This window comes from Mogibacterium diversum (assembly GCF_938028775.1).
In the GTDB taxonomy this organism is placed as follows: Bacteria; Bacillota; Clostridia; order Peptostreptococcales; family Anaerovoracaceae; genus Mogibacterium; species Mogibacterium diversum_A.
This window is the reverse complement of sequence record NZ_CALIZG010000021.1, coordinates 28,097-51,555: the sequence shown is the minus strand read 5'-3', so window position 1 is coordinate 51,555 and position 23,459 is coordinate 28,097. Positions and strand designations below refer to the sequence as shown.

Annotated in this window: 24 protein-coding genes and 1 other RNA gene; 1 reads left to right on the top strand and 24 read right to left on the bottom strand. The window is 39.6% G+C overall.

Translation table 11 applies throughout. The features are described 5' to 3' along the window. Nucleotides 1-108: 108 nt before the first annotated feature. Nucleotides 109-585 carry a peptidylprolyl isomerase gene (locus Q7O90_RS05385; protein ID WP_304128405.1) on the bottom strand — a complete coding sequence of 159 codons (477 nt, stop codon included), beginning with the start codon at nt 583-585 and terminating at the stop codon, nt 109-111. A 143-nt stretch (nt 586-728) separates the two neighbouring features. Continuing rightward, nucleotides 729-1,607 carry a DUF445 domain-containing protein gene (locus Q7O90_RS05380; protein WP_304128402.1) on the bottom strand — a complete coding sequence of 293 codons (879 nt, stop codon included), beginning with the start codon at nt 1,605-1,607 and terminating at the stop codon, nt 729-731. Between the two features lie 160 nt (nt 1,608-1,767). Here Q7O90_RS05380 and Q7O90_RS05375 point away from each other — a divergent pair, with 160 nt between their 5' ends. Continuing rightward, nucleotides 1,768-2,523: a tRNA threonylcarbamoyladenosine dehydratase gene (locus tag Q7O90_RS05375; RefSeq protein WP_287299947.1), complete on the top strand. Its 756-nt coding sequence runs from the start codon at nt 1,768-1,770 to the stop codon at nt 2,521-2,523. A gap of 95 nt (nt 2,524-2,618) precedes the next feature. Here Q7O90_RS05375 and Q7O90_RS05370 read toward each other — a convergent pair whose 3' ends face one another. The 22 genes from Q7O90_RS05370 to Q7O90_RS05265 all read right to left on the bottom strand — a co-directional run bounded on the left by Q7O90_RS05370 (nt 2,619) and on the right by Q7O90_RS05265 (nt 23,459). Next, nucleotides 2,619-3,152, bottom strand: a complete 534-nt coding sequence (locus Q7O90_RS05370) for a hypothetical protein (protein ID WP_304128398.1) — start codon at nt 3,150-3,152, stop codon at nt 2,619-2,621. A 36-nt stretch (nt 3,153-3,188) separates the two neighbouring features. Further along, nucleotides 3,189-4,049 carry a bifunctional DNA-formamidopyrimidine glycosylase/DNA-(apurinic or apyrimidinic site) lyase gene (gene mutM / locus Q7O90_RS05365; RefSeq protein WP_273451172.1) on the bottom strand — a complete coding sequence of 287 codons (861 nt, stop codon included), beginning with the start codon at nt 4,047-4,049 and terminating at the stop codon, nt 3,189-3,191. 108 nt (nt 4,050-4,157) lie between these two features. Next, nucleotides 4,158-4,760, bottom strand: coding sequence for a recombination mediator RecR (gene recR, locus Q7O90_RS05360; protein WP_304128395.1), 603 nt, complete (start codon nt 4,758-4,760; stop codon nt 4,158-4,160). A 12-nt stretch (nt 4,761-4,772) separates the two neighbouring features. Continuing rightward, on the bottom strand, nt 4,773-5,135 hold the full coding sequence (locus Q7O90_RS05355) for a YbaB/EbfC family nucleoid-associated protein (RefSeq protein WP_106057495.1): 363 nt from the start codon (nt 5,133-5,135) through the stop codon (nt 4,773-4,775). Nucleotides 5,136-5,156: 21 nt separating this feature from the next. Next, nucleotides 5,157-6,995, bottom strand: a complete 1,839-nt coding sequence (gene dnaX / locus Q7O90_RS05350) for a DNA polymerase III subunit gamma/tau (RefSeq protein WP_304128391.1) — start codon at nt 6,993-6,995, stop codon at nt 5,157-5,159. Between the two features lie 40 nt (nt 6,996-7,035). Continuing rightward, nucleotides 7,036-7,250: signal recognition particle sRNA large type (ffs, locus tag Q7O90_RS05345), an RNA gene on the bottom strand. Between the two features lie 60 nt (nt 7,251-7,310). Next, nucleotides 7,311-7,466: a hypothetical protein gene (locus Q7O90_RS05340; protein ID WP_273451176.1), complete on the bottom strand. Its 156-nt coding sequence runs from the start codon at nt 7,464-7,466 to the stop codon at nt 7,311-7,313. A gap of 12 nt (nt 7,467-7,478) precedes the next feature. Then, on the bottom strand, nt 7,479-8,603 hold the full coding sequence (locus Q7O90_RS05335; protein ID WP_304128388.1) for a hypothetical protein: 1,125 nt from the start codon (nt 8,601-8,603) through the stop codon (nt 7,479-7,481). A gap of 217 nt (nt 8,604-8,820) precedes the next feature. Next, nucleotides 8,821-9,504: a hypothetical protein gene (locus Q7O90_RS05330; RefSeq protein WP_304128385.1), complete on the bottom strand. Its 684-nt coding sequence runs from the start codon at nt 9,502-9,504 to the stop codon at nt 8,821-8,823. A 231-nt stretch (nt 9,505-9,735) separates the two neighbouring features. Further along, nucleotides 9,736-10,419: a hypothetical protein gene (locus Q7O90_RS05325; RefSeq protein WP_304128382.1), complete on the bottom strand. Its 684-nt coding sequence runs from the start codon at nt 10,417-10,419 to the stop codon at nt 9,736-9,738. Nucleotides 10,420-10,468: 49 nt separating this feature from the next. Next, nucleotides 10,469-11,152: a hypothetical protein gene (locus Q7O90_RS05320; RefSeq protein ID WP_304128380.1), complete on the bottom strand. Its 684-nt coding sequence runs from the start codon at nt 11,150-11,152 to the stop codon at nt 10,469-10,471. An 11-nt stretch (nt 11,153-11,163) separates the two neighbouring features. After that, nucleotides 11,164-12,009, bottom strand: a complete 846-nt coding sequence (locus tag Q7O90_RS05315; protein ID WP_304128377.1) for a hypothetical protein — start codon at nt 12,007-12,009, stop codon at nt 11,164-11,166. Nucleotides 12,010-12,033: 24 nt separating this feature from the next. Next, on the bottom strand, nt 12,034-12,453 hold the full coding sequence (locus Q7O90_RS05310; protein ID WP_304128375.1) for a hypothetical protein: 420 nt from the start codon (nt 12,451-12,453) through the stop codon (nt 12,034-12,036). A 157-nt stretch (nt 12,454-12,610) separates the two neighbouring features. Further along, nucleotides 12,611-12,952 (bottom strand): hypothetical protein, encoded by a 342-nt coding sequence (locus tag Q7O90_RS05305; RefSeq protein ID WP_304128372.1) that lies wholly within the window; start codon nt 12,950-12,952, stop codon nt 12,611-12,613. Between the two features lie 31 nt (nt 12,953-12,983). Beyond that, entirely contained in the window at nt 12,984-13,268 is a 285-nt protein-coding gene (locus Q7O90_RS05300; RefSeq protein WP_304128369.1) for a TIGR04197 family type VII secretion effector, read from the bottom strand. Between the two features lie 12 nt (nt 13,269-13,280). After that, nucleotides 13,281-14,405 carry a DUF5050 domain-containing protein gene (locus Q7O90_RS05295; RefSeq protein ID WP_304128367.1) on the bottom strand — a complete coding sequence of 375 codons (1,125 nt, stop codon included), beginning with the start codon at nt 14,403-14,405 and terminating at the stop codon, nt 13,281-13,283. A gap of 13 nt (nt 14,406-14,418) precedes the next feature. After that, a complete protein-coding gene (locus Q7O90_RS05290) occupies nt 14,419-15,537 on the bottom strand; it encodes a DUF5050 domain-containing protein (RefSeq protein ID WP_304128364.1) in 1,119 nt (372 codons plus the stop codon). Then, a complete protein-coding gene (locus Q7O90_RS05285; RefSeq protein WP_304128362.1) occupies nt 15,527-17,131 on the bottom strand; it encodes a hypothetical protein in 1,605 nt (534 codons plus the stop codon). Before Q7O90_RS05285 ends, Q7O90_RS05290 begins: the two co-directional genes overlap by 11 nt. 14 nt (nt 17,132-17,145) lie before the next feature. Beyond that, complete coding sequence (essC, locus tag Q7O90_RS05280) at nt 17,146-21,411, bottom strand: type VII secretion protein EssC (protein ID WP_304128359.1); 4,266 nt, start codon at nt 21,409-21,411, stop codon at nt 17,146-17,148. Between the two features lie 38 nt (nt 21,412-21,449). Then, nucleotides 21,450-22,730 carry a type VII secretion protein EssB/YukC gene (locus tag Q7O90_RS05275; RefSeq protein WP_304128357.1) on the bottom strand — a complete coding sequence of 427 codons (1,281 nt, stop codon included), beginning with the start codon at nt 22,728-22,730 and terminating at the stop codon, nt 21,450-21,452. A gap of 2 nt (nt 22,731-22,732) precedes the next feature. Beyond that, the gene (locus Q7O90_RS05270; protein WP_298875346.1) at nt 22,733-22,960 is read right to left on the bottom strand and encodes a hypothetical protein; all 228 of its coding nucleotides are present in this window, start codon (nt 22,958-22,960) and stop codon (nt 22,733-22,735) included. Beyond that, on the bottom strand, nt 22,929-23,459 hold the full coding sequence (locus tag Q7O90_RS05265; protein WP_304128351.1) for a hypothetical protein: 531 nt from the start codon (nt 23,457-23,459) through the stop codon (nt 22,929-22,931). The genes Q7O90_RS05270 and Q7O90_RS05265 overlap by 32 nt, the downstream gene beginning before the upstream one ends.

Here is a 23,459-nt window from a genome sequence, read left to right as displayed (position 1 = left end):
GGCACCTCCGGATATCTTAAAAATTGGGAACGCCACACTCGTAGGAGTGCGGCGAATCTTCGTATATAGCGGTTCGAAATGCTCCGATACCTGCATATGAAGGCATTACTACTTAATTGTAATAGTCTTGATTACCTGATCTTCGTTAGGCTTATCCATCATGTTACGTGGAACAGAAACGATACGGTCTGCTTCTTCCATGCCTTCTGTAACCTTTCCAAATGCAGCATACTGTCCATCCAGATGTGGAGCATCATCAACCATGATGAAGAACTGTGAACCAGCCGAATTAGGATTCATCGATCTAGCCATAGAGAGAACCCCTCTAGTATGCTTGAGGTCGTTCTTGAATCCGTTGGATGAGAACTCGCCTGGGATACTGTATCCAGGACCACCCATTCCAGTTCCATCTGGGCATCCACCCTGAATCATGAAGCCTGGAATAACTCTGTGGAAAATAAGACCATCATAGAAGCCCTTCTCACAAAGATCTACGAAATTTTCGACTGATTTAGGTGCGATATCCTCGTAGAGCTCACCGCTCATAGTAGCACCGTTTTCCATCTCAATTACGAAATGTTTCATCTATATCTCCTTCATTTTATACAAAAATCAAATGCTAATTTGTTCAACTTTATTAATTTTACATCATGCGAATGTTAGCCGCAAGATACAATACGCTTTATTTAAAAATAATCACTCTTTAGCTTTTTTTCGGTATTTTTTAGCTAAAAAATAAGATTAATAAGGCCCAGTATAAATCCAATTAGCGCACCTAGATTGACGATAGTAGTTAGCTCCTTCGACATCACCTCCATGACCATGTCCTCGAGCTGTTCAACTTCCATGTCCTCGATTTTCTGACTGACCATACTAGCGATATCCATTTTAGCGATAAGCTCTGGAATCACAGCTTTGATAGTTTTCCTATAAACCTCTCTTACCTTCGCCCTCAGTTCCTCGTCGCTCACACCATTATTCGTTATCATGTCGTAAATGTTATCACCACGCAGCTTCTCCATACTACGGCTAACCTCAGGTGCTAAGAAGTTGTAGCAGTGATCATCAACATATCTCCCGATATTATCCGAAATCGAACCGAGAATGCCATCTATCATCTCCGGATTTATAAACATCCCAATCATAGATCCGCCGAGCTGCTCTCCGATTATCTGACCGCCCTTCACCTTGATTATATCTGAAAAATTAATGCTCTTAACCGCATCCGCCATTCGTAGAGTTACCGCATAGTCGAGATTCGTCGTAATAGCCTCATACTCCTCTTCAGAGGATGAAATCGCTCTAAATCCATTATCTATATCTGATTTCAGTAGCTGCACCATTCGCTCTGTAACAGCTGTTTCTGTCTCTTCATTAAGCGCCTTGCCCTCGATATCTTCGCTCGTGACGAGGTGATTCGATATCACATCTCCGACGGACTTTGCAAGCCGCGTCTTACCCTTCGGAATAGCTCCAGGTGTCAGCGGCACCTTGTGGCCGAAGATGTATTTCTCATGGCGCGGCCTGAACAGCATCTTGACCGCAATATAATTGGTACAATATCCTATAAGTGCTCCAATCAGCGGAGCAGCAATATATTTAAACATCGTTAAAACCTCCAGTTCATACGAACGAAATTATATCACTAACTGGACGTTGTTTGCATAATAATGTAAGATATTTCAGTGATTTATTGCAATATATTTTATTGATTTGGCTTTGTAAATTTCGGTATAAAGCACAGGGGTTCGAGTCCCCTGCGAGCATATGATTAATCAATTTTCAAGAAGTGAATTAATATATGGAAAAGACGCACTCGAGACCCTGAAGGGCTGCCGAGTTGCGGTTTTTGGCGTCGGCGGCGTCGGTGGCTACGTAGTGGAGTCTCTTGCTAGAGCTGGGATCGGTGCTCTTGACATCATCGATAACGACAATGTCAGCCTGACAAATATAAATAGACAGATAATCGCTACCCATGATACTATCGGCGAAAGCAAGGTAGCGGTGTGTGAGTCGCGAATTAAGATACTGAACCCAGACTGCGAGGTGCGCGGACACCAGATGTTCTACTTGCCTGATACTGCTGAGCATTTTGACTTCACCGAGTACGACTACGTTGTAGATGCGGTAGATACTGTTTCAGCAAAGCTCGACATCATAGAAAGATGCAAAAGCGTGAGAGTTCCGATAATTTCCTGTATGGGGTGTGGTAACCGCATTGATCCCACGAAGCTAGCGATTACGGACATCGCCAAGACATCGATGGATCCGCTGGCTAAGGTTATACGAAAAGGGCTCAAAGATAGGCGAATTAAAGGTGTAAAAGTTCTCTGCTCCACTGAGGAGCCTATCGTGCCGATTCTACCAGAGGGCGGAGAGGCTGAGAGCAAAGGAACTGCAGGCAGAGTAGCTCCCGGGTCAACTCCATTTGTCCCTGCTGCTGCAGGGCTTGCAATAGCTAGTGAAGTCGTAAAGGATCTCACGGGCTTTGATTCACGAAAACGAACAAAAGGTGGACGCTAGGTCCACCTTTTGTTGTGGGAATCAAAGTATTTTCACGATCTTGATATATCACACTTTAATCTCCCTGACAGCATTTACGCGTTGAACATATATTTTTATTTGCACGAGTGATTCTTTAATACGAAAAAATTACCCGTTATGGATGCTTCAAAATCCATTGTAGGATTAAGTTCCTTTATATGATTAAATATTTTCGAATATTTATGGTCTTCCATTCTTTTTTTATTAAAATTTCTAACTGATATAATGCTTAGTGATTTACCCTCTTTAGGTTTTATTATGAGAGTAATGCAGTTACCTAATAACCCTATCCCAAAAGGGTTCCTATAAGCCATAATTATCTCTTTTATATCTGATAGATAATAATCGTATTCTTTGTTGTCAAGAGTGACTTTTAGCTCACTATTAGTGAGTTTTACAACTCCATTTTTTTGAAAGAAAAAATTTGAAATAAGACTAAATATTATGCAAACAAGCAAAACAAAAATTATATTGCATGCCATATTAATCAATAAATTTTCAATTATAGGTAATTTATCAGCAACGAAAAGTGCAGCTGCACCTAGTGGAATCATAAATAAATTTGCCAACCTATGATTTATATATTCTATCTCGTAAACCTTGTCCATATTTCATCGCTCCTAACCTTAACCATATCACCAGAATCACTCCTGACACTCAGGACAGTACACACTGCTCCTGCCTGCAATTACAGCTCTCTCAAGCTTGCTTCCGCACTTTGGACATTCCTCTCCAGCATGGTTATATACCTGCAGAAACGGAGTATTTCTATAGTCCGTCCCTTTTCCTGCCAAATAGTCCTCTTCAGAAATCTGATTCTTTTCTATCATGAACTCCATCATCTTCGGAATCTCACTGGCGAGAGCCTGCCAATCAGCATCGGTAAGCGAATTACAAGCTCTAGTCGGAGTAATTCCGCAGCGGTATAGGACTTCGTCGGTGTAGATATTTCCAAGACCTGCGATAACGCTTTGGTCAAGGAGCCCCGTCTTGATGGCAGACTTTCTCTTCGCTAGATGACTCTTTAGATACTCTCCATCAAGTGTGTCGTCCGTCGCCTCTGCTCCAAGCTGCCCGATACCAGTCGCTCTAAATTCAGCCCCTGTCGTTATAGCCCATATACCGCCAAACTGCCTCTGGTCGACATAGCGGAGCTCTTTCTCGGTGCCATCATTATCTCGCAGCTTAAACACAATATGCGTGTGCTTGAGTTCCTCATATCCAGGTGGCGTTACCAATAGAACGCCAGTCATGCGGTAGTGAGCTACGAGCTTAAGTTCCTCTGGCGCCCCTTCACGCTTCGGTGTGATCATGTTGAAAATCAGGAATTTGCCACGACGCAGTACGGTGTCAAATCTACTACCAAGCACCAGCTTCTTGAACTCTTCGGGACTGTAATTCTTGATGCTCTTTGCAAGCCTAATCTCGACATCTTCAATTGTGCAGCCGTTTAGCTGTGGCGCGAGAATCCTTCTCGCAGTTTCAACCTCTACTAGTTCAGGCATCTTGGCTACTCCTTTCAAACTAATTATAATACACGCTGAGTGAAATAATGCAAATAAAATAGTCGGTGCACAGCCTTTAGTCTGCCTCATGCACCGACTCATCTTCAGTTATATCTCTCGTCTTCCTTCCATCGCCTTGAGAAGCGTGACTTCATCGGCATACTCTAGGTCTCCACCGACAGGAATGCCGTGTGCAATTCTCGTCACCTTGATGCCAGACGGTTTTAGCAGCCTAGCTATGTACATGGCAGTCGCCTCACCCTCGATATTAGGGTTCGTTGCCACGATTATCTCGTCGATTTCATCATGCTGCTGGAGCCTAGTAATCAGCGATTTGAGGTTGATGTCATTAGGACCGATGCCCTCTACCGGTGAAATAGCACCGTGAAGCACATGATATAGTCCCTTAAATTCCCTTATCCGCTCCATCGCAATCACATCCTGCGGTGTCTCGACAACACATACCTTGGTCCTATCCCGCGATTCATCACTGCAAATCTCGCATGGATCAGTATCTGTCAAATTGCCACACACCGAGCAGTAATGAAGGCTTCTCTTGGCATTCACGATTGAATTTGCAAGAGATGTCGCCTCGCTCTCCTCGAGCGCAAGAATGTGGAACGCTAGACGCTGTGCTGTCTTGCCGCCAATTCCAGGCAGCTTAGACAGCTCATTTATTAACTTGTTCAGTGGCTTTGGATATTGCCTCATCTGAACGCCTTTCTACAGTCCTAATCCAGGGATGTTGAGCCCACCTGTTACTTTGCCCATCTCGTTCTCAGCGATTGCATCGATCTGGCGCATGCCCTCGTTTACAGCTGCCATGATGAGATCCTGAAGCATTTCTACATCATCTGGATCAACAACGTCTCTATCGATTACGAGCTTTGTAATCTCCTTGTTACCGTTAACAGTAACCTCAACTGCACCGCCGCCAGCAGTTGCAGTTGTCTCCTGCTCAGCGATAGAAGCCTGCGCAGCCTCCATATCGCGCTGCATAGCCTGAAGCTGCTTCATCTGCTGCTGCATGTTACCAGCGCCACCGCCAACCTTCTTTTTCTTACCTGCTCTCATACCTTTGCCCATGATTTTCTCCTCCAATATGTGCTATTTAATGTCTATCTTATCTACGCCAAAAAAGTCAGCTACATCCTTCGCCACTTCCTTGGCTATTTCGTCTTTTTCCTCTGCTGCCTCAATGAGTTCCTCATCGAACCTCTGAAGTCCAGGTTCTTCAACTTGGCTAAGCTCCCTTGCATCCGCCGGATTATACTCCACAACTCTAAGCGTGATGTAGAACTTATCACCATATAGTGCCTTAGTTATCCTGTTCAGTTCATTTAGAGCATCATCAGCCATCAGGCTCTTGGTCTTCTTGACTTCCACAGTTAGCTCGCTACCGTGTAAATCGACCAGTCTCGTGTACTTTGCAACCATCGCCATGAACATCGCATCTGTTCTAGCCATCTGGTCACAGATTCTATCCCACATCTCATCGAGGTTTTGATTAGCTTCAAATTCCACGATATGCCTATCTGGTGGTGCCCCCTCGAGCGGGTTGAATTTCTGTTCGAATAGAGGCTGTGGTTCCTCTACATCCTTCGCTCTCTCCGCACTGGCATTTGGACAAGATTGAACCTGCTTCTCGTAAGCATTTGCAGCTTGCGGCTCTTCCTTTGGTGTTCCTGATTGCGAAGCTTCTACCCTTCTTGATTCTAGTCTATGGTTCTCTGCCTTAATATTCACCTGCTGTGCACTACTCGCCGCTGGTGCAGTCCCTGCCTCGGTCCTTGGAGTCCTAGCACCCATAGAGATATTCGCATTTATACGAACTGCTTCAGTCTTGACTTCCGCACTCTCACCTACGATGAGTTTAATAACACATGTCTCTAGCAAAATCCTCGGCATGGTCGAAAATTTCGCCTTATTGACAGTATCTGAAAGCAAGCGAATACCATAGTTTATCGCTTCATCGCTAAGTGCTTTTGCCTGTGTGACGATTCTCGCAGTGTTCTCGCCAGAAGCATTTACAAGCTCTGACGGATCCTGCACATACTTACAAATCATGAGATTTCTATAATGCAGTAGCCAATCCGCAAGCAGCTGCTTGGCATCCTTGCCTATCCTCACCATACTATCTATATCAGCGAGCGCAGTTCCAGCTTCACCTGCTCTAATCGCATCAGTGAGCTCTATATAGAAATCATCTCCCGCGCCACCCGTGTACTCCAGAACCAGCTCTCTGGTTATCAGCTCATCACCTGCATTGATACACTGCTCGAGCAAGCTGAGCGCATCTCGCACGGAGCCGTCTGCTTTGCGGGCAATAACTGCTAGGGCATCTTCTTCTATGTTAATCGCTTTCTTCTGGCAAATCCTTCTCATGCCGTCCAGCAGATCATTTTCTGAGACATGCCTGAAGTTAAGCGTTAGACATCTTGATTTTATCGTCGCTTTGATCTTCTCCGGATTGGTTGTCGCCAGTATGAATATTACGTGTGCCGGCGGTTCTTCGAGCGTCTTGAGAAATGCATTTTCCGCCGAATCGGTGAGCATGTGCGCCTCGTCTATGATGTATACTTTGTATTTCCCAACGGTTGGCGGATATTGTACAGACTCAGTAATCTGCCTCAGGCTCTCAACACCATTGTTGGATGCTGCGTCCAGCTCTACTACGTCGAGAAATCTCCCCTCTGTAATCGCCCTACAATTAACGCACTCACCACACGGTAGGTCTATGCTGGGATCACTGCAGGTGCAGTTAACAGCTTTTGCAAGAATCCTCGCAGTCGTCGTCTTACCTGTGCCGCGAGTTCCCGCAAACAGATACGACTGGCTCACCGTGCCCTTCTTGATCTGATTGCGAAGTATCTTCACAATATGCTTCTGTCCGATTATCTCGTCAAAGCGTTCCGGCCTCTCCGACCTGTATAGTGCCAGATGCATATCGTACCTCCTTCTAGCAGCCTAGTGCGCCTATATTACGCAACCCCATATATTAATCGAGCTCTTAGACACCTTGCGATCGGTAGGAGGCGAATCTGCGGCACATGAGATGTCCCGCTTAATGCTGCTTCCTCTCGGACCTGACATGGTTCACAGTATCCCATTGCGCAGGACCCCCTACAAACCGCAAGCTGCCTAAGAGCACCTAAACATTATATTATCTATATTAACTAGTGTCAATCAGACATGGTGCAGAAATGTGTGTAGCTTTACAATAGATTATCTACACCAAGTGTAGGTGTACTTGAGACCTCATCAATCGAAAGAATTTACGCTTGCCTTGTTACCATCTATTGTGCTCATATTATCAAGGTTTGATATGGATTCAGAACCTAGACCCTGTGTAATGTCCATTATTGATGACGCCACGCTGTTAAGAGCTGCTTCTTTTATTTTAATTTCTTCACTCATTTGAAGCCTCCATTAATCTAGCTCGTATAAAACTTTGCCAGAGTTGTTGATGTAGTATTGTCGTACTGCTTTGTCATCCACAGCATCTTGGTAGTTCGCGTATTTATCATTTCCATTCCATTCAGAAATAATAATATTATCTCCTATTGCAGCTAATATCTTTATATTTCTACCCGCTTTTTCATATATATTTTTAGTTTTACCAGTCTTTATATCATACATATATATTTTGGTCTCATCATCAGACAGGTAGTATATCTTATCTTTCTCCATTGCAGCACTATAGTCGAAAACGAGCTCTTTAATATTGCCACTCATGATCTTCGTCTGCCACTTTCCGTTTACTTTTTCTGCTTTGCACAGTGAGTGTTCTTCATCTTCGTTTTCTCCAGAAAACCATATAACCCCATTTGATACTCCTAGAATTCCATATCCGTCTCTTGCTTCCCCTTTCCAGGAATCTATATACATTGATTCTGTGGAATTTTTTATTCCTAATTTTGATCTTCTCTTGTTAACTTTTATTTCTATCAATTTTTCAAGATTTGTCTCAAAATATAGAGTCTTGTTCTTTTTATCAATCCCTATGAAATGATTGCACTCTTCATCATTAAGAGTTCTCTTTTGACCATCTATAAGTGATATCTCAGACAAAGCACCATCGCAATTTGGTATGTAAATGTAATCATCAATAACCATTTGGGGAATTGGAGATTCCGTTTCTATTATCTTTTCATTTTTCCCATCGAAATCACATGTGTATATGTCACAAACTTTGTAATCACAGTGTATGTCTCTTGAATTAGTATATATAAGTGTGTTTTTATATATAAATAGTGCTGAACTGTACTTATCCCCAACATCTTTTTTTAGCAGCTTCTTTTCGCCACTATTTTTATCGATGCGTACCAAAGGGGTCGAATCTTTTACGCGATTCACATAAAAGATATATTTATCATTTTCTACGATAGAACATGAACTAATAGATTGATTGTTTCGTGCTGCACTAACACTGTTCCCCAATTTTTGAGGCGCATAGTCATCTTGTGAAACCCAAACTGCTAAAATGATTATGCTTACTACCACAATAGAAAGCATTACTGCTGCTATTTTAAATAACTTGTTAGTTTTTATCATTTCTCCTACCTTTATTGATATAGTTATGAGAAACCTTACCGATGTTATTGATGTAATAGTGCTTATTTTTGTAAAATATCTCTCCCTTTACATCAAACGCCCAATCATTGATAGTAAGGTTATCCCCCAATGCACTATACTACACTCCGTATTTCTTTTATACTATGATATCCTTTTCTGTATATACATCATACCTTTAAAAATCCCCATTCAAAGACTATTCAGTTCTTTTGTTATATTCTATACGTGCATTTGTTGGACCGATTATTTGAGTGCCTTCATCAACGGTTATATTTTCGAGTTTTGGATTTTTTGATACATCCAACACTTTAATATTAGCATTTTTAACACTTATCTCTTTAAGATGTGGATTCTTTGAAATATCTAGTTCCTCAAGAGGGCCATCGTAAAATGTAAAATATTTAAGCCTTTTTAACGATCTTAGATTAACTTTCTTTACAGAAGTACCAGATAAATGAATCGATTTACAATTATTACTAAATGAAACCTCTTTCAAAGCATTAGTCTTGCTTATAAATATATCCCTCAACTCCTTGTTTTTACTAAAGTCAAGTTTCCTTAATTTAGATTTCTTTTCATCGGTGAACAGTTCTAAATGAAATGATCGTAATTCTTTAACTCTACTGACATCTAGTGAATCAATCCATGTAAAGTATGGGTCAGCTAGATATATTTCACGTATTTCTTTATCTCCCACCTTTATAGGAATTATGATATCCGTCCCTGCCTTTTCTAAATTGATCCATGTAAGATCATAATCTAAATTTTTGTTTAGGTAAAACTTATCTTTATCTGTAACGAATAAGTTGCAGCCGCATAATAGTGTTATTATCAAACAGCTGACTGTGACACATATTACCCTAAAACTCACTTTTCTCATTTTTTTCACCTTATTTCAAACTCTCCACTTCTCATAAATAATCCTATTAGCATTGCAAATGCTATCGCATTTGTATAACTTGGAGCATAACTGATGAGCTTCCATGGGCTATGCCTATATCCTTATACCAATTCTTTCGAACATAACGCCTGTACTACATAAGAGTGATTACTTTGGTCTTCGTCGACATGAAAGTAAAATCTTTGCTTTAACAACTTTAATGCCATCGGATTATTCAGTCCTTTTGTTATAATTTATATGTGCATTCGTTGGTCCAATTATTTGAGTCCCTTCATCAACGATTATATTTTTCAGTTTTGGATTTTTTGACACATCCAAAACTTTAATATTAGCATTTTCAATCCATATTTGTTCAAGATATGGATTATTTGAAACATCTAGTTCCTCAAGTGGTCCGTCGCGGTATACAAAATTTCCTAGCTTTTTCAGTGACTGTAGGTTGACTTTCTTTACAGAAGTTCCATCTAGATGAATTGATTTGCAATTATTATTAAATACAACCTCTTCTAACGCTTTAGTCTCACTTATCGCTACAAATCTAAGTTTCTTATTTTTACTAAAATCAAGCTTCTTTAATTTAGACTTATTATTCTCTGCATATAACACTAATTTAAATGATTCTAAATATTCAACATGACTGACATCTAGTGAATCAATTTTGGAATAGTATGGGTCTGCAAGATATATTCTCCTCACAGTTGTATCACCAACCTTTGCAGGTATTACTATATCTTTTCCTGCCTTCTCTATATCTATCCGAGAAAGACTGTAGTTTAAATTTTCATCTATATAGAATTTATCTTTATCTGTAACGAATAGGCTGCAACTGCATAATAGTGTTATTATAAAGCAACTGACTGTGACATATATTGCTTTGAAGTTCACTCTTTTCATTTATTCCTCCAGGAAAATAACATTTTTATCCTAAAGTCTCCTTCACAGACTACTCAGCCCTTTTGTTATACTCTATCTGCGCATTGGTTGGTCCAATTATTTGCGTGCCTTCGTCAACAATTATGTATTTCAATTTTGGATTTTTTGTCACATCAAGCCTTTTAATATTAGTATCTGCAATCTTTATGGATTCAAGGTTAGGATTGTTTGAAGTGTCTAGTTCCTCAAGAGGACCGTCACGATATATAAAGCTTTCAAGTTCTTTCAAGTTCTTTAGGTTTACACTCTTTATAGATGTCCCTTTTAAATAAATGTATTCACACTTGTTATTAAATATAACCTTTTTCAATGATGTCGTTTTACTTATATCTATATACTTTAGTTTCTTATTTTTACTAAAATCAAGTTTTTTTAACTTTGTGCCTGTGTTCATACCAAATAGTTTTATCGTAAACGATTCGAGTTCTTTTACATTGCTAATATCTAACGAATCAATTTTGGAATAGTATGGGTCTGCAAGATATATTCGCCATACTGTTCTATCCCCAACTTTTTCAGGAATTACTATATCCGGTCCTGTCTTTTTTATATCTATCCTTGAAAGAGTGTAGTTTAAATCTTTATCCAAATAAAACTTATCTTTATCTGTAACAAATAAATTGCAACTGCAAAGAAGAATCATTATGACACACGCAATAATGCTTGCTTCAATTTTTAAATGCATTCTATCCATTTCTTCCTCCATTATTTATTTAACCTAAATGATTTATAGTATTCATCTTCTAAATCATCTATGTTCTTATAAAATTCATCTTTGTACTTATATGGTTCTAAGTTCATCTTTTCCTCAAGATTGGTTAGTTTTTTATTGACCTTTTCAGGATTCTCCAATATATAATTTAAATCTATCTCCTTCTTATTGTAGTTTTTAAAGACTTCGTTATAGAAATTTATTTTGTCTAGTGTCCCTTTTGTTGGATATAGATTATATATTAAATCTCCTTCATTTGTCTTTGCTGTTGCTAGTGATGCTCTTAAATCAAAGCTATTCGATATAGTTGCAATTCCATTAGAGTTGATGCCAAAATCCTCTTTATATTTCGATGAATCTGCGATTTTTTTAGTACACGCTTTAAGTATCTCATTTGATATTTTCCAGCCAACTTCCATCTCTGGCATACCTATGCTTATGCCACTTTCTATCACTGATACTACTCCCTTTGCTATAGTTTCAGAATTGTCTTTTCTTAACAGATTTTTTAGATATTCTGCCTTAGCACGAGATACTTGATCTGCACAAATGGAAGGTGTTTCGAAAACATGAAAGGTTGTGTATGTCTCTTTGACCGGTAGTGGTGATGCATTGTTTAATGATGACATTGTGTGCTTTGTATATGTATACTTGTAATGTCCTTTTGATAAGTGAATTTTACCAACTTTAAAGGTATCATCTCTTGAAAGAGCTATCTTTAATATTGTACATCTTTCAAGAACTTTAGAATCAACACCTTCTGCCGAGGTCATACAGTACATATTAGTTCGAATATCAAGCAGTTCTTTTAATTCATAAGCACTTTTTCTACATTGCATGTTTCCATACCATGTTTTTTTATATTAGTGCTTTATAACTTTATTCATATCCTCAGGATTTGCATCAAAAATCAAAAAGTCAACGTACTTATTGTATATAACTTTCTCGACTGGAGTCATCTCTGCTATGGTCAGATTGGAAAACTTCTTTACGAAGTCCTCATTTAGTTTGCCTTTAGATAGCATACTCTTCGTATACTTGTCTAGTAGATCACTGTTCATTGCCACTGCCCAGGCTGGCATGCTGTCGTATGTGAATCCACCTTTTCCAGATTTATCTAGCTCTGAAATGCACTTATTGAGCTCTGCGAGCGCTGACTTGGATTCTAAAAACAGATTGTTCGTATTACTTTCAATCTCGTCAATCTTCTTTATCTTATTGTTCAGCGCCGTAATAGCTATATCTGCTCGCTCCTTTGCTGCAGAATTGAGGTTTACCTGCATCCTGCAATGTTCCGCAAGTGGTGTCAATGTTGCAAATTGAGTTTGTTTGTGTTGGTAGTCATCTTATCATTGTGAACGCTCGCAGGTTTATGCAAATATAGGCATAGTTAGCTTGATATTCGCAACTATGCCTACTATATCTTTCTATTGATTATTTTTAGCTATATATCTGCTTTCTAGCCTCCTGAATGTTCTCTTCTGACTCCCTAATTTTACGCTGTTTGTCATTATAAAGATCATCCATGAGCTCAAATCGTCGTTGTCTTATGTTCGATATCACATCAAGTCCTTCGCACAGAATCCCCTGCAATCTAGAATCACCATTTGCAGAATCTAACAAAGCTTGTAACTGGAAATATTCTCTCTCTATTTGTGCTTCCTGCTCTGATTCGTATTCTATTTCTTGACGATAATTATGTTCTATCTCTTCAATGTCGCTTTCTGACTCTCGGATATATGAACGTATCTCGTTCTCATTCATCTTCTTAAAATCGGGCATTATATCCTCCAGTGTTCTTCTATCAATATGCCTAGTTCTTCCTGTTTTTAAACACATTACTTGCAGCTGCATCATACCCTTTAAATGAATATCCAACAGCGCTTATGTTGCGAGAAGTAGATAGCATTGCACTACCGATATTTTTCAAGCTTTCCTTTATCTCATCGTAAGAATTGATGCTAGCCTTGTTACCATCTATTGTGCTCATATTATCAAGGTTTGATATGGATTCTGACCCTATACCCTGTGTAATATTCATTATTGATGACGCCACGCTATTAAGAGTTGCTTCTTTTATTTTAATTTCTTCACTCATTTTAAGCCTCCATTAATCTAGCTCGTATAAAACCTTGCCAGAGTTGTTGATGTAGTATTGTCTTACTGCTTTGTCATCAACAGCACTACTGTAGTTCACGTGTTTATCGTCTTCATTCCACTCTGAAATAAGAATATTATCACCTATTGCAGCCAATATCTTTATCTTTCTATCTGGTCTTTCATATATATTTTGAGTTTCACCAGTCTTTATATCATACATACAAATTTTGGTCTCATCATCAGACAAGTAGTATATCTTGTCTTTCTCCATTGCAGCACTATGATCGAATATGAGCTCTTTAATTTTTCCACTCATGATCTTCGTCTGCCACTTTCCGTTTACCTTTTCTGCTTTGCACAATACATGTTCTTCGTCTTTGTTTTTTCCAGAAAACCATATAGCCCCATTTGATACCCCTAGAATTCCAAATCCGTGCTTTGCTTCTCCCTTCCAAGAACCTATGCGCATTAATTCGGTGGAATTCCTTATTCCAAGATTTGCTCTTCTATTATTTATTTTTACTTCTACCAGCATTAGATAATCAGTGTCGAAACATAAAGCCTTGCTTTTTTCATCAATCCCTACGAAATTATTGCATTCTTTATTATTAAGAGTTCTTTTTTGACCATTTATAAGCGAGATTCTAGTCAAAGCATTATCACGATTAGGTACATATATGTAGTCATCAATAACCATATGAGGAACTGGTGATTCCTTTTTTATTAACTTTTCATTTTTCCCATCGAAATCGCATCTGTAGATATCATAATACCTGTTTGAATATCCCAAATCTTTTGATTTAGTGTAGATAAGTGTGTTTTTGTATATAAATAATGCTGACCCATCGCTATCTCCAATATTTTTTTTAAGTAGTTTCTTTTCGCCGCTATTTTTATCTATACGCACCAAGGGGAATGAATCCTTTACGCAGTTCACATAGAAGATATACTTATCATTTTCTACAATAGAACACGAGCTGCCATATCGATTATTCAGAGCGGCGCTTACGCTATTCCCCAGCTTTTGGGGTACATAGTTGTCGCGTGAAATCCAAACAGCTAAAATGATTGTACTTACTGCTACAACAGGAAGCACTAATACTGCTATTTTTAATAACTTTTTAGTTTTTACCATTCTTTTACCTTTGTTAATCTAGCTCGTATAAAACCTTGCCGGAGTTATTGATGTAGTAATTTTTTGCTGATTTATCATTCACAGCGTCATAGTAGTTAACATGTTCATTGTCTTTTACCCACTCCGAAATAAGAATATTATCCCCTATTGCAGCCAATATCTTAATATTTTTATTTGGGGTTGTGTATATTTCTCTATCTTCTCCTGTATTAATATCAAACATAATAAGCTTAGTTTTATCAGGAGAAACATAGTAGATTTTATCTTTTTCCATGACAGAATTATCTATTAAAGTGCTGCCTGTTTTTTTGAATACATTTTTGGTCCTATATTCCCCCCTTATTTCTTCTACTTCATATATTGAATCCACATCTAGTCCGCGTAACCATATGCTCCCATTTGCTATTCCTAAAATCTTGCTTGCTTTTTTCCCTTCTCCATTTATACTTCCAAAACCTATTGCTTCAGTTGGACTCTTTATCCAAAGGCTTGCTCTTCTTTTATTTATTTTTACTTTTACCATTTTTAAAGCACCTGTTTCAAAATAAAGAGTCTTGCCTTTTTTATCAACCCCTGCAAAATTATTGCACTCCTCCTTATTAAGAGTTCTTTTTCGACCGTTTATAAGCGAAAGTCTAGTCAATGCATTATCGAGGTTAGGTATGTATATATAGTCATCAATAACCATATGAGGAACTGGTGATTCCTTTTTTATTAACTTTTCTTTTTTACCATCGAAATCACAGCTATAGATATCATAATAACTGTTTGAATATCCCAAATCTTTTGATTTAGTGTAGATGAGTGTGTTTTTATATATGAATAGTGCCGAACCATACTCGTCCCCAATATCTTTTTTTAGCAGCTTCTTTTCGCCGCTATTTTTATCTATGCGGATCAAAGGGAACGAATCTTTTACGCGATTCACATAGAAGATATATTTATCATTTTCTACAATAGAACACGAGCTGCCATATCGATTATTCAGAGCGGCGCTTACGCTATTCCCCAGTTTTTGGGGTACATAGTTATCCAATGAAATCCATGTTGAAGCTATGATTGCCATTATGGCTATTGTGACCACTGCCAGACTCGACATATGTATAATTTTTTTTCTAATTCTAATCTTCATCAACCAGTTTCACTCCTTTTTCAACTATTTCTATTCCATCACTTAACTTTCCCGTTATGGATTTTACAACACTATCTGGTTCTTTATCGCTTATTAATTCTAAATGGGGATAACATTTGGGATTTTCTACAATCATGCCTTTGCAGTTGCCCTTAGGTAAATTTGATAAACTTGCAACAAATCTCGCAGTATTATAATGTGTCTCAGCATTAGCCTTTTCATCGAAGTAGGTACTTACTATACTAAATGGAATTGTCATTCCATATTTAACTGGCAGTTCTCCCACACCCATCAAAGCCGTTGCAGCAGTGTTTATTTTTATTTTTTTCTCTATCTGATCCCCCTTTGCGGTGCTATAGTGTTTTTCTATATCTGCACTCCCTGATTCTTGTTTAATGTTTCTTAATGGAAATATTGTATACTCAAGTTTTTCTTTAGAGTATTGTGGTGAAAAAAATGTTCGCTTATCATATACAGTTACATCTATGCAATCCTTTGCCTTATACTCGTCATACCCAACATCTCGTATCTTAATTCTTGGTATTCCACAAATCGAGCTGGTCTTTTGCAAATACCCCCAGACTATTGAATTTCGTATCTTTGAATCAGGCGAATTAACAGTAAGATTAGAGTAAAGTGCTTTATTTATCCTAGGAATTTTATCATTGAATTCATATTCATCGATTGCAGAATTCGCTAGCCTTCCTTTCTTATATGTACAGCTCTTCAAAACCAAATTTATAAAATCCACCTTCTTCTGGGAATCGATATTGCAATTAACGATGTAATTCTCAATATTTTGCCACTCCATTTTTTCAAGAGTAGTCATATCATCGTAAGGCTTTTTGCATATGCGTGCTATCTCAGCATCGCTTTTCCCCTCTAATTTACCATTACCGATGGCCATCTTTTGTGCCATAGTTTTCATATCGGAATTTATACCGTTAATCCATTCACTTCCTATACAGCTTTTGAATGTGCTTCCCTCAAATGCACGCCCTAGGGCACTCAATCCGCTTTTAACCTTAGTTTTTAGTGCTTTACTTGTGGTAATTGGGTCTGCGGTCAATGCATTAATTTCAGTAAGTTCCTGTCCTTTTTCTTCCCATACGGCTGCCTGTCTCTTATATACAATTGCAAGATTCTCATAATCTTTTGATTGGTTATAGTATAATGTCATACATGGAGATATTCCATCTTGATATTTTTTCATATAACTTTCAGCTCGTTCCATATTTTCATTATACATATGGGCCGCATATCTATACTTCTCATTTATCTCATCGCCAAGCAGTATCTCAGATTTTACATCTTCTTTAAATTTCCTGTAATCAAAGATGTCACCTTCGCAGGCACTTTTCTGAGCAGTAATCACCAGCTTATATTCGTTAAGGTGTGCTTTTACCGCATCAATAGCTTTGCCTGAATTAGAATTATCAATTGCAAATCTATCAATTGAATCTAAAACCCTATCTAGCTTCTCCATCTCTTTAGTTAATGCATCTTCAGCATCAGAACACTGCATCCTAATTAAGTTAGGATACAGCTTAAGCCCTTCATCTACTACTTTTTTATTCTCATTTAATCTGTTCAACACACACCTCCAAACTAATTCTCTATTAATGGAATTTTAACGCTATTCATAGATCCACCACTATATATAAACCCTAAATCAGTCGCTGTTTTTAGCTTGCCTCCACTGATATTGAAGACCTGCTGGCTTTGTGGATTCCCTAGTATTATTCCGTCTACCGTATTTTTTATAATCTTAAGGATTGAATTTGTTGTGTAGCCCTGCCTACCATCTATAGTCGCAACAATGTTAATCCCTGTCATGATTGCAGCTTCAAGGATTGAAACGTTTCGAGCAACTTCAATGCCCTTCATTTGAGATAATCTAGTAACATCGTCTATAAGCAGATACGCTGGCTCCAGCTTCGCATAGAAATCTTTAGACTTCATGGTTTTACCACTATTTTCATAAAGTTTCTCCCTCTCCTCTATTAATGCCCCAAGGCTATCCATAAATTCATCTATTTCAGATTCCTTGCTAAGGTATTTATCACATAGTTCACCTGCAACATCATAGAAATCCTCTGAGCGAGAATCTACGAGGAATACATTTTCTGACTTAACTTGATTATATATCACTCTAAGCATGTTAGTCTTGCCTGTGCCAGTTACTCCAACTATTAGGAACGGTGAAGCATCCGGAATATATTTCACCGACACATCCTCGCTATCTAGACCCAGCGCAATGCCTCTATTATTATCCTTCCTCTGGAGTAGGTCATAGAACTCGAGCTTTTCAGGGAGCATTGGTATAGCTTTTGCTCTCTCGGTGTGGCTAGCAGTGATTGCTGCTACCATTTCATTAATTCTATTCCTATAATTCACAGCATCGGAAATATCTGCTGGCAAAAACTCCTGCATCAAATACACATTATCCTTGCTCACCAGCGCCCTGCCCTTAATATCCGAAAGCTTGTACTCGCTGCGTCCGATGAGCGACACTATCTCGCTGCTATCGGACATGAAGTTGCAGATTCTAGCACCGAAGTTATTTAGTACCGCATACTTCATAGCGTTGGCTCTTGTTGCCGTCACAAGTGTGTAGATTCCTACTCCGACGCCATCTCTTGTCAGCTGGGTGAAGTAGTTCTCTAGATCATAATCAATCTCCTTGATGACATCATAATTATCGATAACTACGACAATCGCCGGCATGATTTCACTGCCGGAAGCATTGTACATCTCTAGGGTTGTGACATTATAACGGGCGAACGTTTTCTTTCTCGCAGATATCTCATCTGAAAGAATATTCCTTAGCTTTCTGAACTTCTCCGTATCGTCAAAGGAGATATAGTCGGCAACCTGTGGCAAATCCTTAAGAGCAAAAAGTGCCGTGTTACCGAAGTCCACGATGTACATATTAAGTGTATTTGGCGAATTCTTAGCTGCAAGAGATAGAATCGCATTCGTCGCGGCAGTCGACTTTCCGACCTTGGATGTGCCGAATATCGCCATATTTCCTGACCTAGAGAAATCGTGAGTATACACTTCCTGCTTCTGCTTATCAGGCATGTCAATAATGCCGACATCAAACGAGGTATCAGGTAGTTCACCAACTTTGATATTAGTAATATTAGGGTTTATTATCTCCGCAGCTAGAGGTGGCAGCCATGGCTTCTTCACTTCTGTGCATGGCTCTGCTTCGTATATAGCCTTGATATGGTCTACAACTGCATCGAGCTGCGTAATCTTGGTTATGTCGTTCGATTCGCCGAGGCTCAAATCTTCATTGATTAGCCTGCCCTGACCGAGCTCATTGAGCACGAAAATCCTTTCATCGGCTTCGCTCTGCTCTTTCTCAATGCTGTATGCACCTCCGCTATATGCGGATTGAAAGAGCTCAAATATCTCGTTGTTTCCTACCTGCAAATACGCACGTCCTGGATTTGTGATATTAGCTGCATCCCCGCTGTGTAGAAGCTCGCGGCTGTCCGCTTCGTTCTGAACCTTGAGGCACAGCTTAAATCTGGAGTTGCTCCATATCTGGTCGTCTACTATACCTGTAGGTTTCTGCGTCGCAAGTATGAGATGTACTCCGAGGCTTCGGCCGACTCTCGCTGTCGACACTAGCTCTGCCATAAACTCAGGTTGCTCCTTCTTGAGCTCAGCAAACTCGTCGGAGATTATAAAGAGGTGTGGCATAGGCTCCGTCGCCTGACCAGCTCTGAATTTCTCCGAGTACTTGTTGATGTTGTTTACGCCATTCCTATTAAATACATCCTGACGCCTCTTGAGCTCACTCTTGATAGATGCGAGCGCTCTCATGCTCTCTGCCCCGTCAAGGTTCGTAATTGTTCCGAGGAGGTGCGGTAGCTTCTTGAATAGGTTCGCCATTCCCCCGCCTTTGTAGTCTATGAGCAGGAATCCCACATCGTGCGGATGGAAGTTGCATGCCAAAGACAGTATATACGACTGCAATATCTCCGACTTTCCGGAGCCCGTCGTACCTGCGACAAGTCCGTGCGGTCCATGTGCCTTTTCGTGAAGGTCGAGAGTTACGATATCTCCTTTACCACGCACACCAAGCGGTACCGATAGCGATCTATGAGTCGCGTTGCTGTTCCATAGATTCTTGACATCGATTTCCGCAGGTGATTTCACGCCGTATAACTCAAGGAACGAAATATTCTCTGGAATCTGCGTGGTGACGCCTTTGTTATGAATGAGCGGTTTTAGGCGTCTTGCAAATGTCTCATAGTCAATATTAGCCATGTCAAACTCGAGCTTCTTATTGATAAGATGCCCTTCGTCCATGAGAACCTTGCCCTCGTTCTTAGCCTCTACTTCTAATATCGTCTTAACATTCTCGGGCAGATTCTTCTCTGTCTGCGTTATATAAATTAGACTAAATCCAAGCTCAGCTCCCTCCTCCTTGAGGTGCTCCATGATGCTGTGGTTTATAATCAGCTTGGACTCATCAATGATGAATACATAGTGTGGTGTAAATCTAGTTTCCTTCCTCGACTCATCGCGGGTCATACTTCTCGCTTTGAGTTCTCTTGCAATATGCCCTAGCACTTGGTCACGCTGGTTTTCTCCTGTGATTACACCAGAAACATTTATACTCCTAATCTCCGTATGAGGAAGCCAATGCATCCAGTCATACTCCGCCTTGTTTGTCTCACCTACAACAGGAACAATGCAGACATCATGGTAGCTCTGGAAAAATGACGTCTGTGTTACGATATCTCTAAGCCTCGCTCTACAGTAGTCGGGTCTTCCAACTATTCCAAGGTGCGACTTCTTGAGATCAACGACATATGGAATGTCTTGAACATCTTTGAAATTATTGTATATATCAAGCATCTCACCATACAGCTTGTCTCCAGCTCTACCGTACCCTTCATCATCACACTCGATTTTGAAGCTAGGTACTCCCGGTGCCGTGCCTAGCGATACGGTTAAGAAGTCCTCATCGTTAAAATTCCTCTCGTAAATCCTATTTGAATAGTGGTTTACCTCATCTTCGATCTTCACCAGGCTAAGGTTGTGGTACCTCTTTGACTCCTTAAATTCCTCGGTTCTAGCATAGAGCTCCTTCCTCTTCTTGAGTAGGTACTCCTCGTATGCCTCGGTGCGCTCCTTGTTCTCCTGAGCCTTAGCTTTCTTATCATCGAAATACGTAACGATAGTTATTATCATGGTTGCTCCTGTTGCCGCAACCATAACCATCATGAACATACCACGTCTCATGAACACGCTCATGAGAATCGTAGCTATTATCATCACGCAGCTAGGAAGTATACGCTTAACGAGTTCACCTCTCTTCTGACGCTCCTCTTTATCTGGTGTCTTAATCTGAATCTTAGCATAAGGCTCTGTCTTGATTATTCTAGGTGAACGCTTGTATACTGGAAAATCTTCGAAACGCTCTGGTTTACCGATATATGAAATGAGATCCGTTTCGTATGTTTCTCCACAAACTCCACATATTTCTATCCACTCTTCGTGGAATATGAATTCAGTTTCGCCAATCAGAATCTTATCCCCTGGAGTAAGCTCTGCCACTGCAACTTTTTCTCCATTAACATAGACTTCTCCATGTGATTCGAGGCTTCTGTCTGTTATAACGGTGTAAGGAGTTTCGGAGTTAGGACGAATTACACATGACGCCGCATTGCCTATTTTTACAACTTGCTTTCCTCTTATAGAAAGTGCTTCATACTGTTTGGGAAGTACAAGTTCTGTCTCGCCCTCTTCATTAATGGCACGACAAAATGGCGTCACATCACCTAGTGACTTTCCATCTACTACCCTCTCCGTATACTTGCCATCTTCGAATAATAAAAGTCTGTAATCCATATTATCTTCCTATTGCAATATATTTATGATCGAAGATCCTAATTAAGGAGCTTCGGTTCGTCACTTGAATTATCACCACTTGAATTTGCGTTGTTCGCACCAGAGCTACTTGCCTCGGCAGTTGATTGTGTCGCTGCCCCCGAATCTCCCGATTTGCTAGTCAGACCATACTTGTCTTCCTTAATTGCTTCAAGGAGCTTTTTAATCTCTTCATCTAACTTATTAATCGTCGCCGTTTTCTTCGCACCTGACATTGAGGAATCCTTACTCACCTGTGCGCGTCTCTGAGCAAGTGCAAACACGCGATGCTCATTATCTCCAAACTTCTGAGCATAATCGTCAGCAGCGATATAGTCTCCTCTTCCAATCATTACCCAGTAGTTTAGGTAATCCTTGTTCGTCTTGTATCTATTGATAGCCTTTAAAATATTATCCTTCTGCGCTGCCGTAAGCCCACTACTTCTGACAGCTGAAACTGCTGCCATATATCTTGTGGAATCAGTCATTCTTCCTTCATTAATCGATGTTAGCGTCTTACCAACCGAACCGTAATCCTCAGCAAAATACTGTTCTGTAGCATTCAAGATTTTTTTATTAGTTCTGCCTTTAAATAAATATTCGTACCCTAGGAGCGCAAGTGCGATAATCATGATGGTGCATAACACTGGTAGTAGCACCTTATGTCTTACTAATTCCTCTTTCTTCACCGTAACGAAATTTTCATCTAAATTCTTATGTTCAATAGCTGCCGCTTCAGTTACCGCTTTTACTACTCCGTTTACCGAATCTGCAGTTAGTACCTTGCTTAGCAAATCCGTCTGGGAAAATAGATCATTTCCCCCTTTCAAAAAATCTTCATACGAATGTGACTCATCGAGCGCTGCTCCGGCAAGCGCCTTGTACTCGGCTAAAAAGCTACTGTCATTTGTCTGGAACTCTCTATCTAGTACATATGCTCTAAATCCTATGTCTGTCATTAAATTATTCGGATTTAGCGAAAATGAATATATATCAGCAAGCTCCTCCAAGAAGCTCACGTTGATCAAAAACTCATATTTATCAATCAATCTTGCACTTTTTACCTTATCGAATGTCTTAAGTCCCTTAGTCTCATAAGAAAAGACGTAGTGGTCATCTTCGCTAGTTATCTCACATGGAACAAGCCTCTTGCTTGTAAGTGCAAGTTGCTTAATTCTATCCTCTCCAACGGGATAATCCGTCTTCAGGTGGCGTATAGTATAATTCTTATCGCTGCTAGCTTCTTCTATGTTAATAGCTGTACTACTCTCAGCTTTCTTTTTCTTTTTTATCTTCATCATCGTTACTCTATCTCCGTAATTTTATCACCCGAATAAATACCTTCTTCCTGAAAGGTATTAATAGTGCTGATTACTCGCTCCTGCACAGCCGATCTCATGAACGCTTTGCAATTTCTTGGTAAATACCCCTGTCGTGCAAGCTCACTTATAACATCGGAGATTCTTCTCCTGTCATCTATAATTACACTCGTTTCAGTGTCACCTTGCGCTATTGTTATGGATATTTTCATGTTTCTTCCTTCTCCACCTAATAAATATTACCGAGATAATACACATCATAGTTCCTACGATCAATACATCTATAACTTTCATCGTGTCTATACCGATGTGGCTCGTCTTCGAGGTACTTTCTGTCCCAGTATTTACATTGCTAAATAGCTCGCCTTCATTTATAGTATCTCGAACCTCTCTATCATAGCTTCCTGTCCCTTGCCAATCTACGGCAAAAAGATTAGAAACCATCTGCTTTTGGTCCGCTTCTTTCTTTTCTTTAATATCCTTCATACTCGCCATACTTTCATCAGTGAAGACGGCGAATCCGTATTGAGATAGAATATTTCCCTCTTTTCCATGCTCTCCACTTATGCTCTCAGGATCTAGTGCTATGCCAGCTCCATCTGCATATGCATATATGGAAGAGAATGCTGTGAATACCAGAAAAAGTATCGTTGTGATTAAAACGATACGATTCACATTACCTCTACCCTTTACCTTATCAGTAATGCTCAT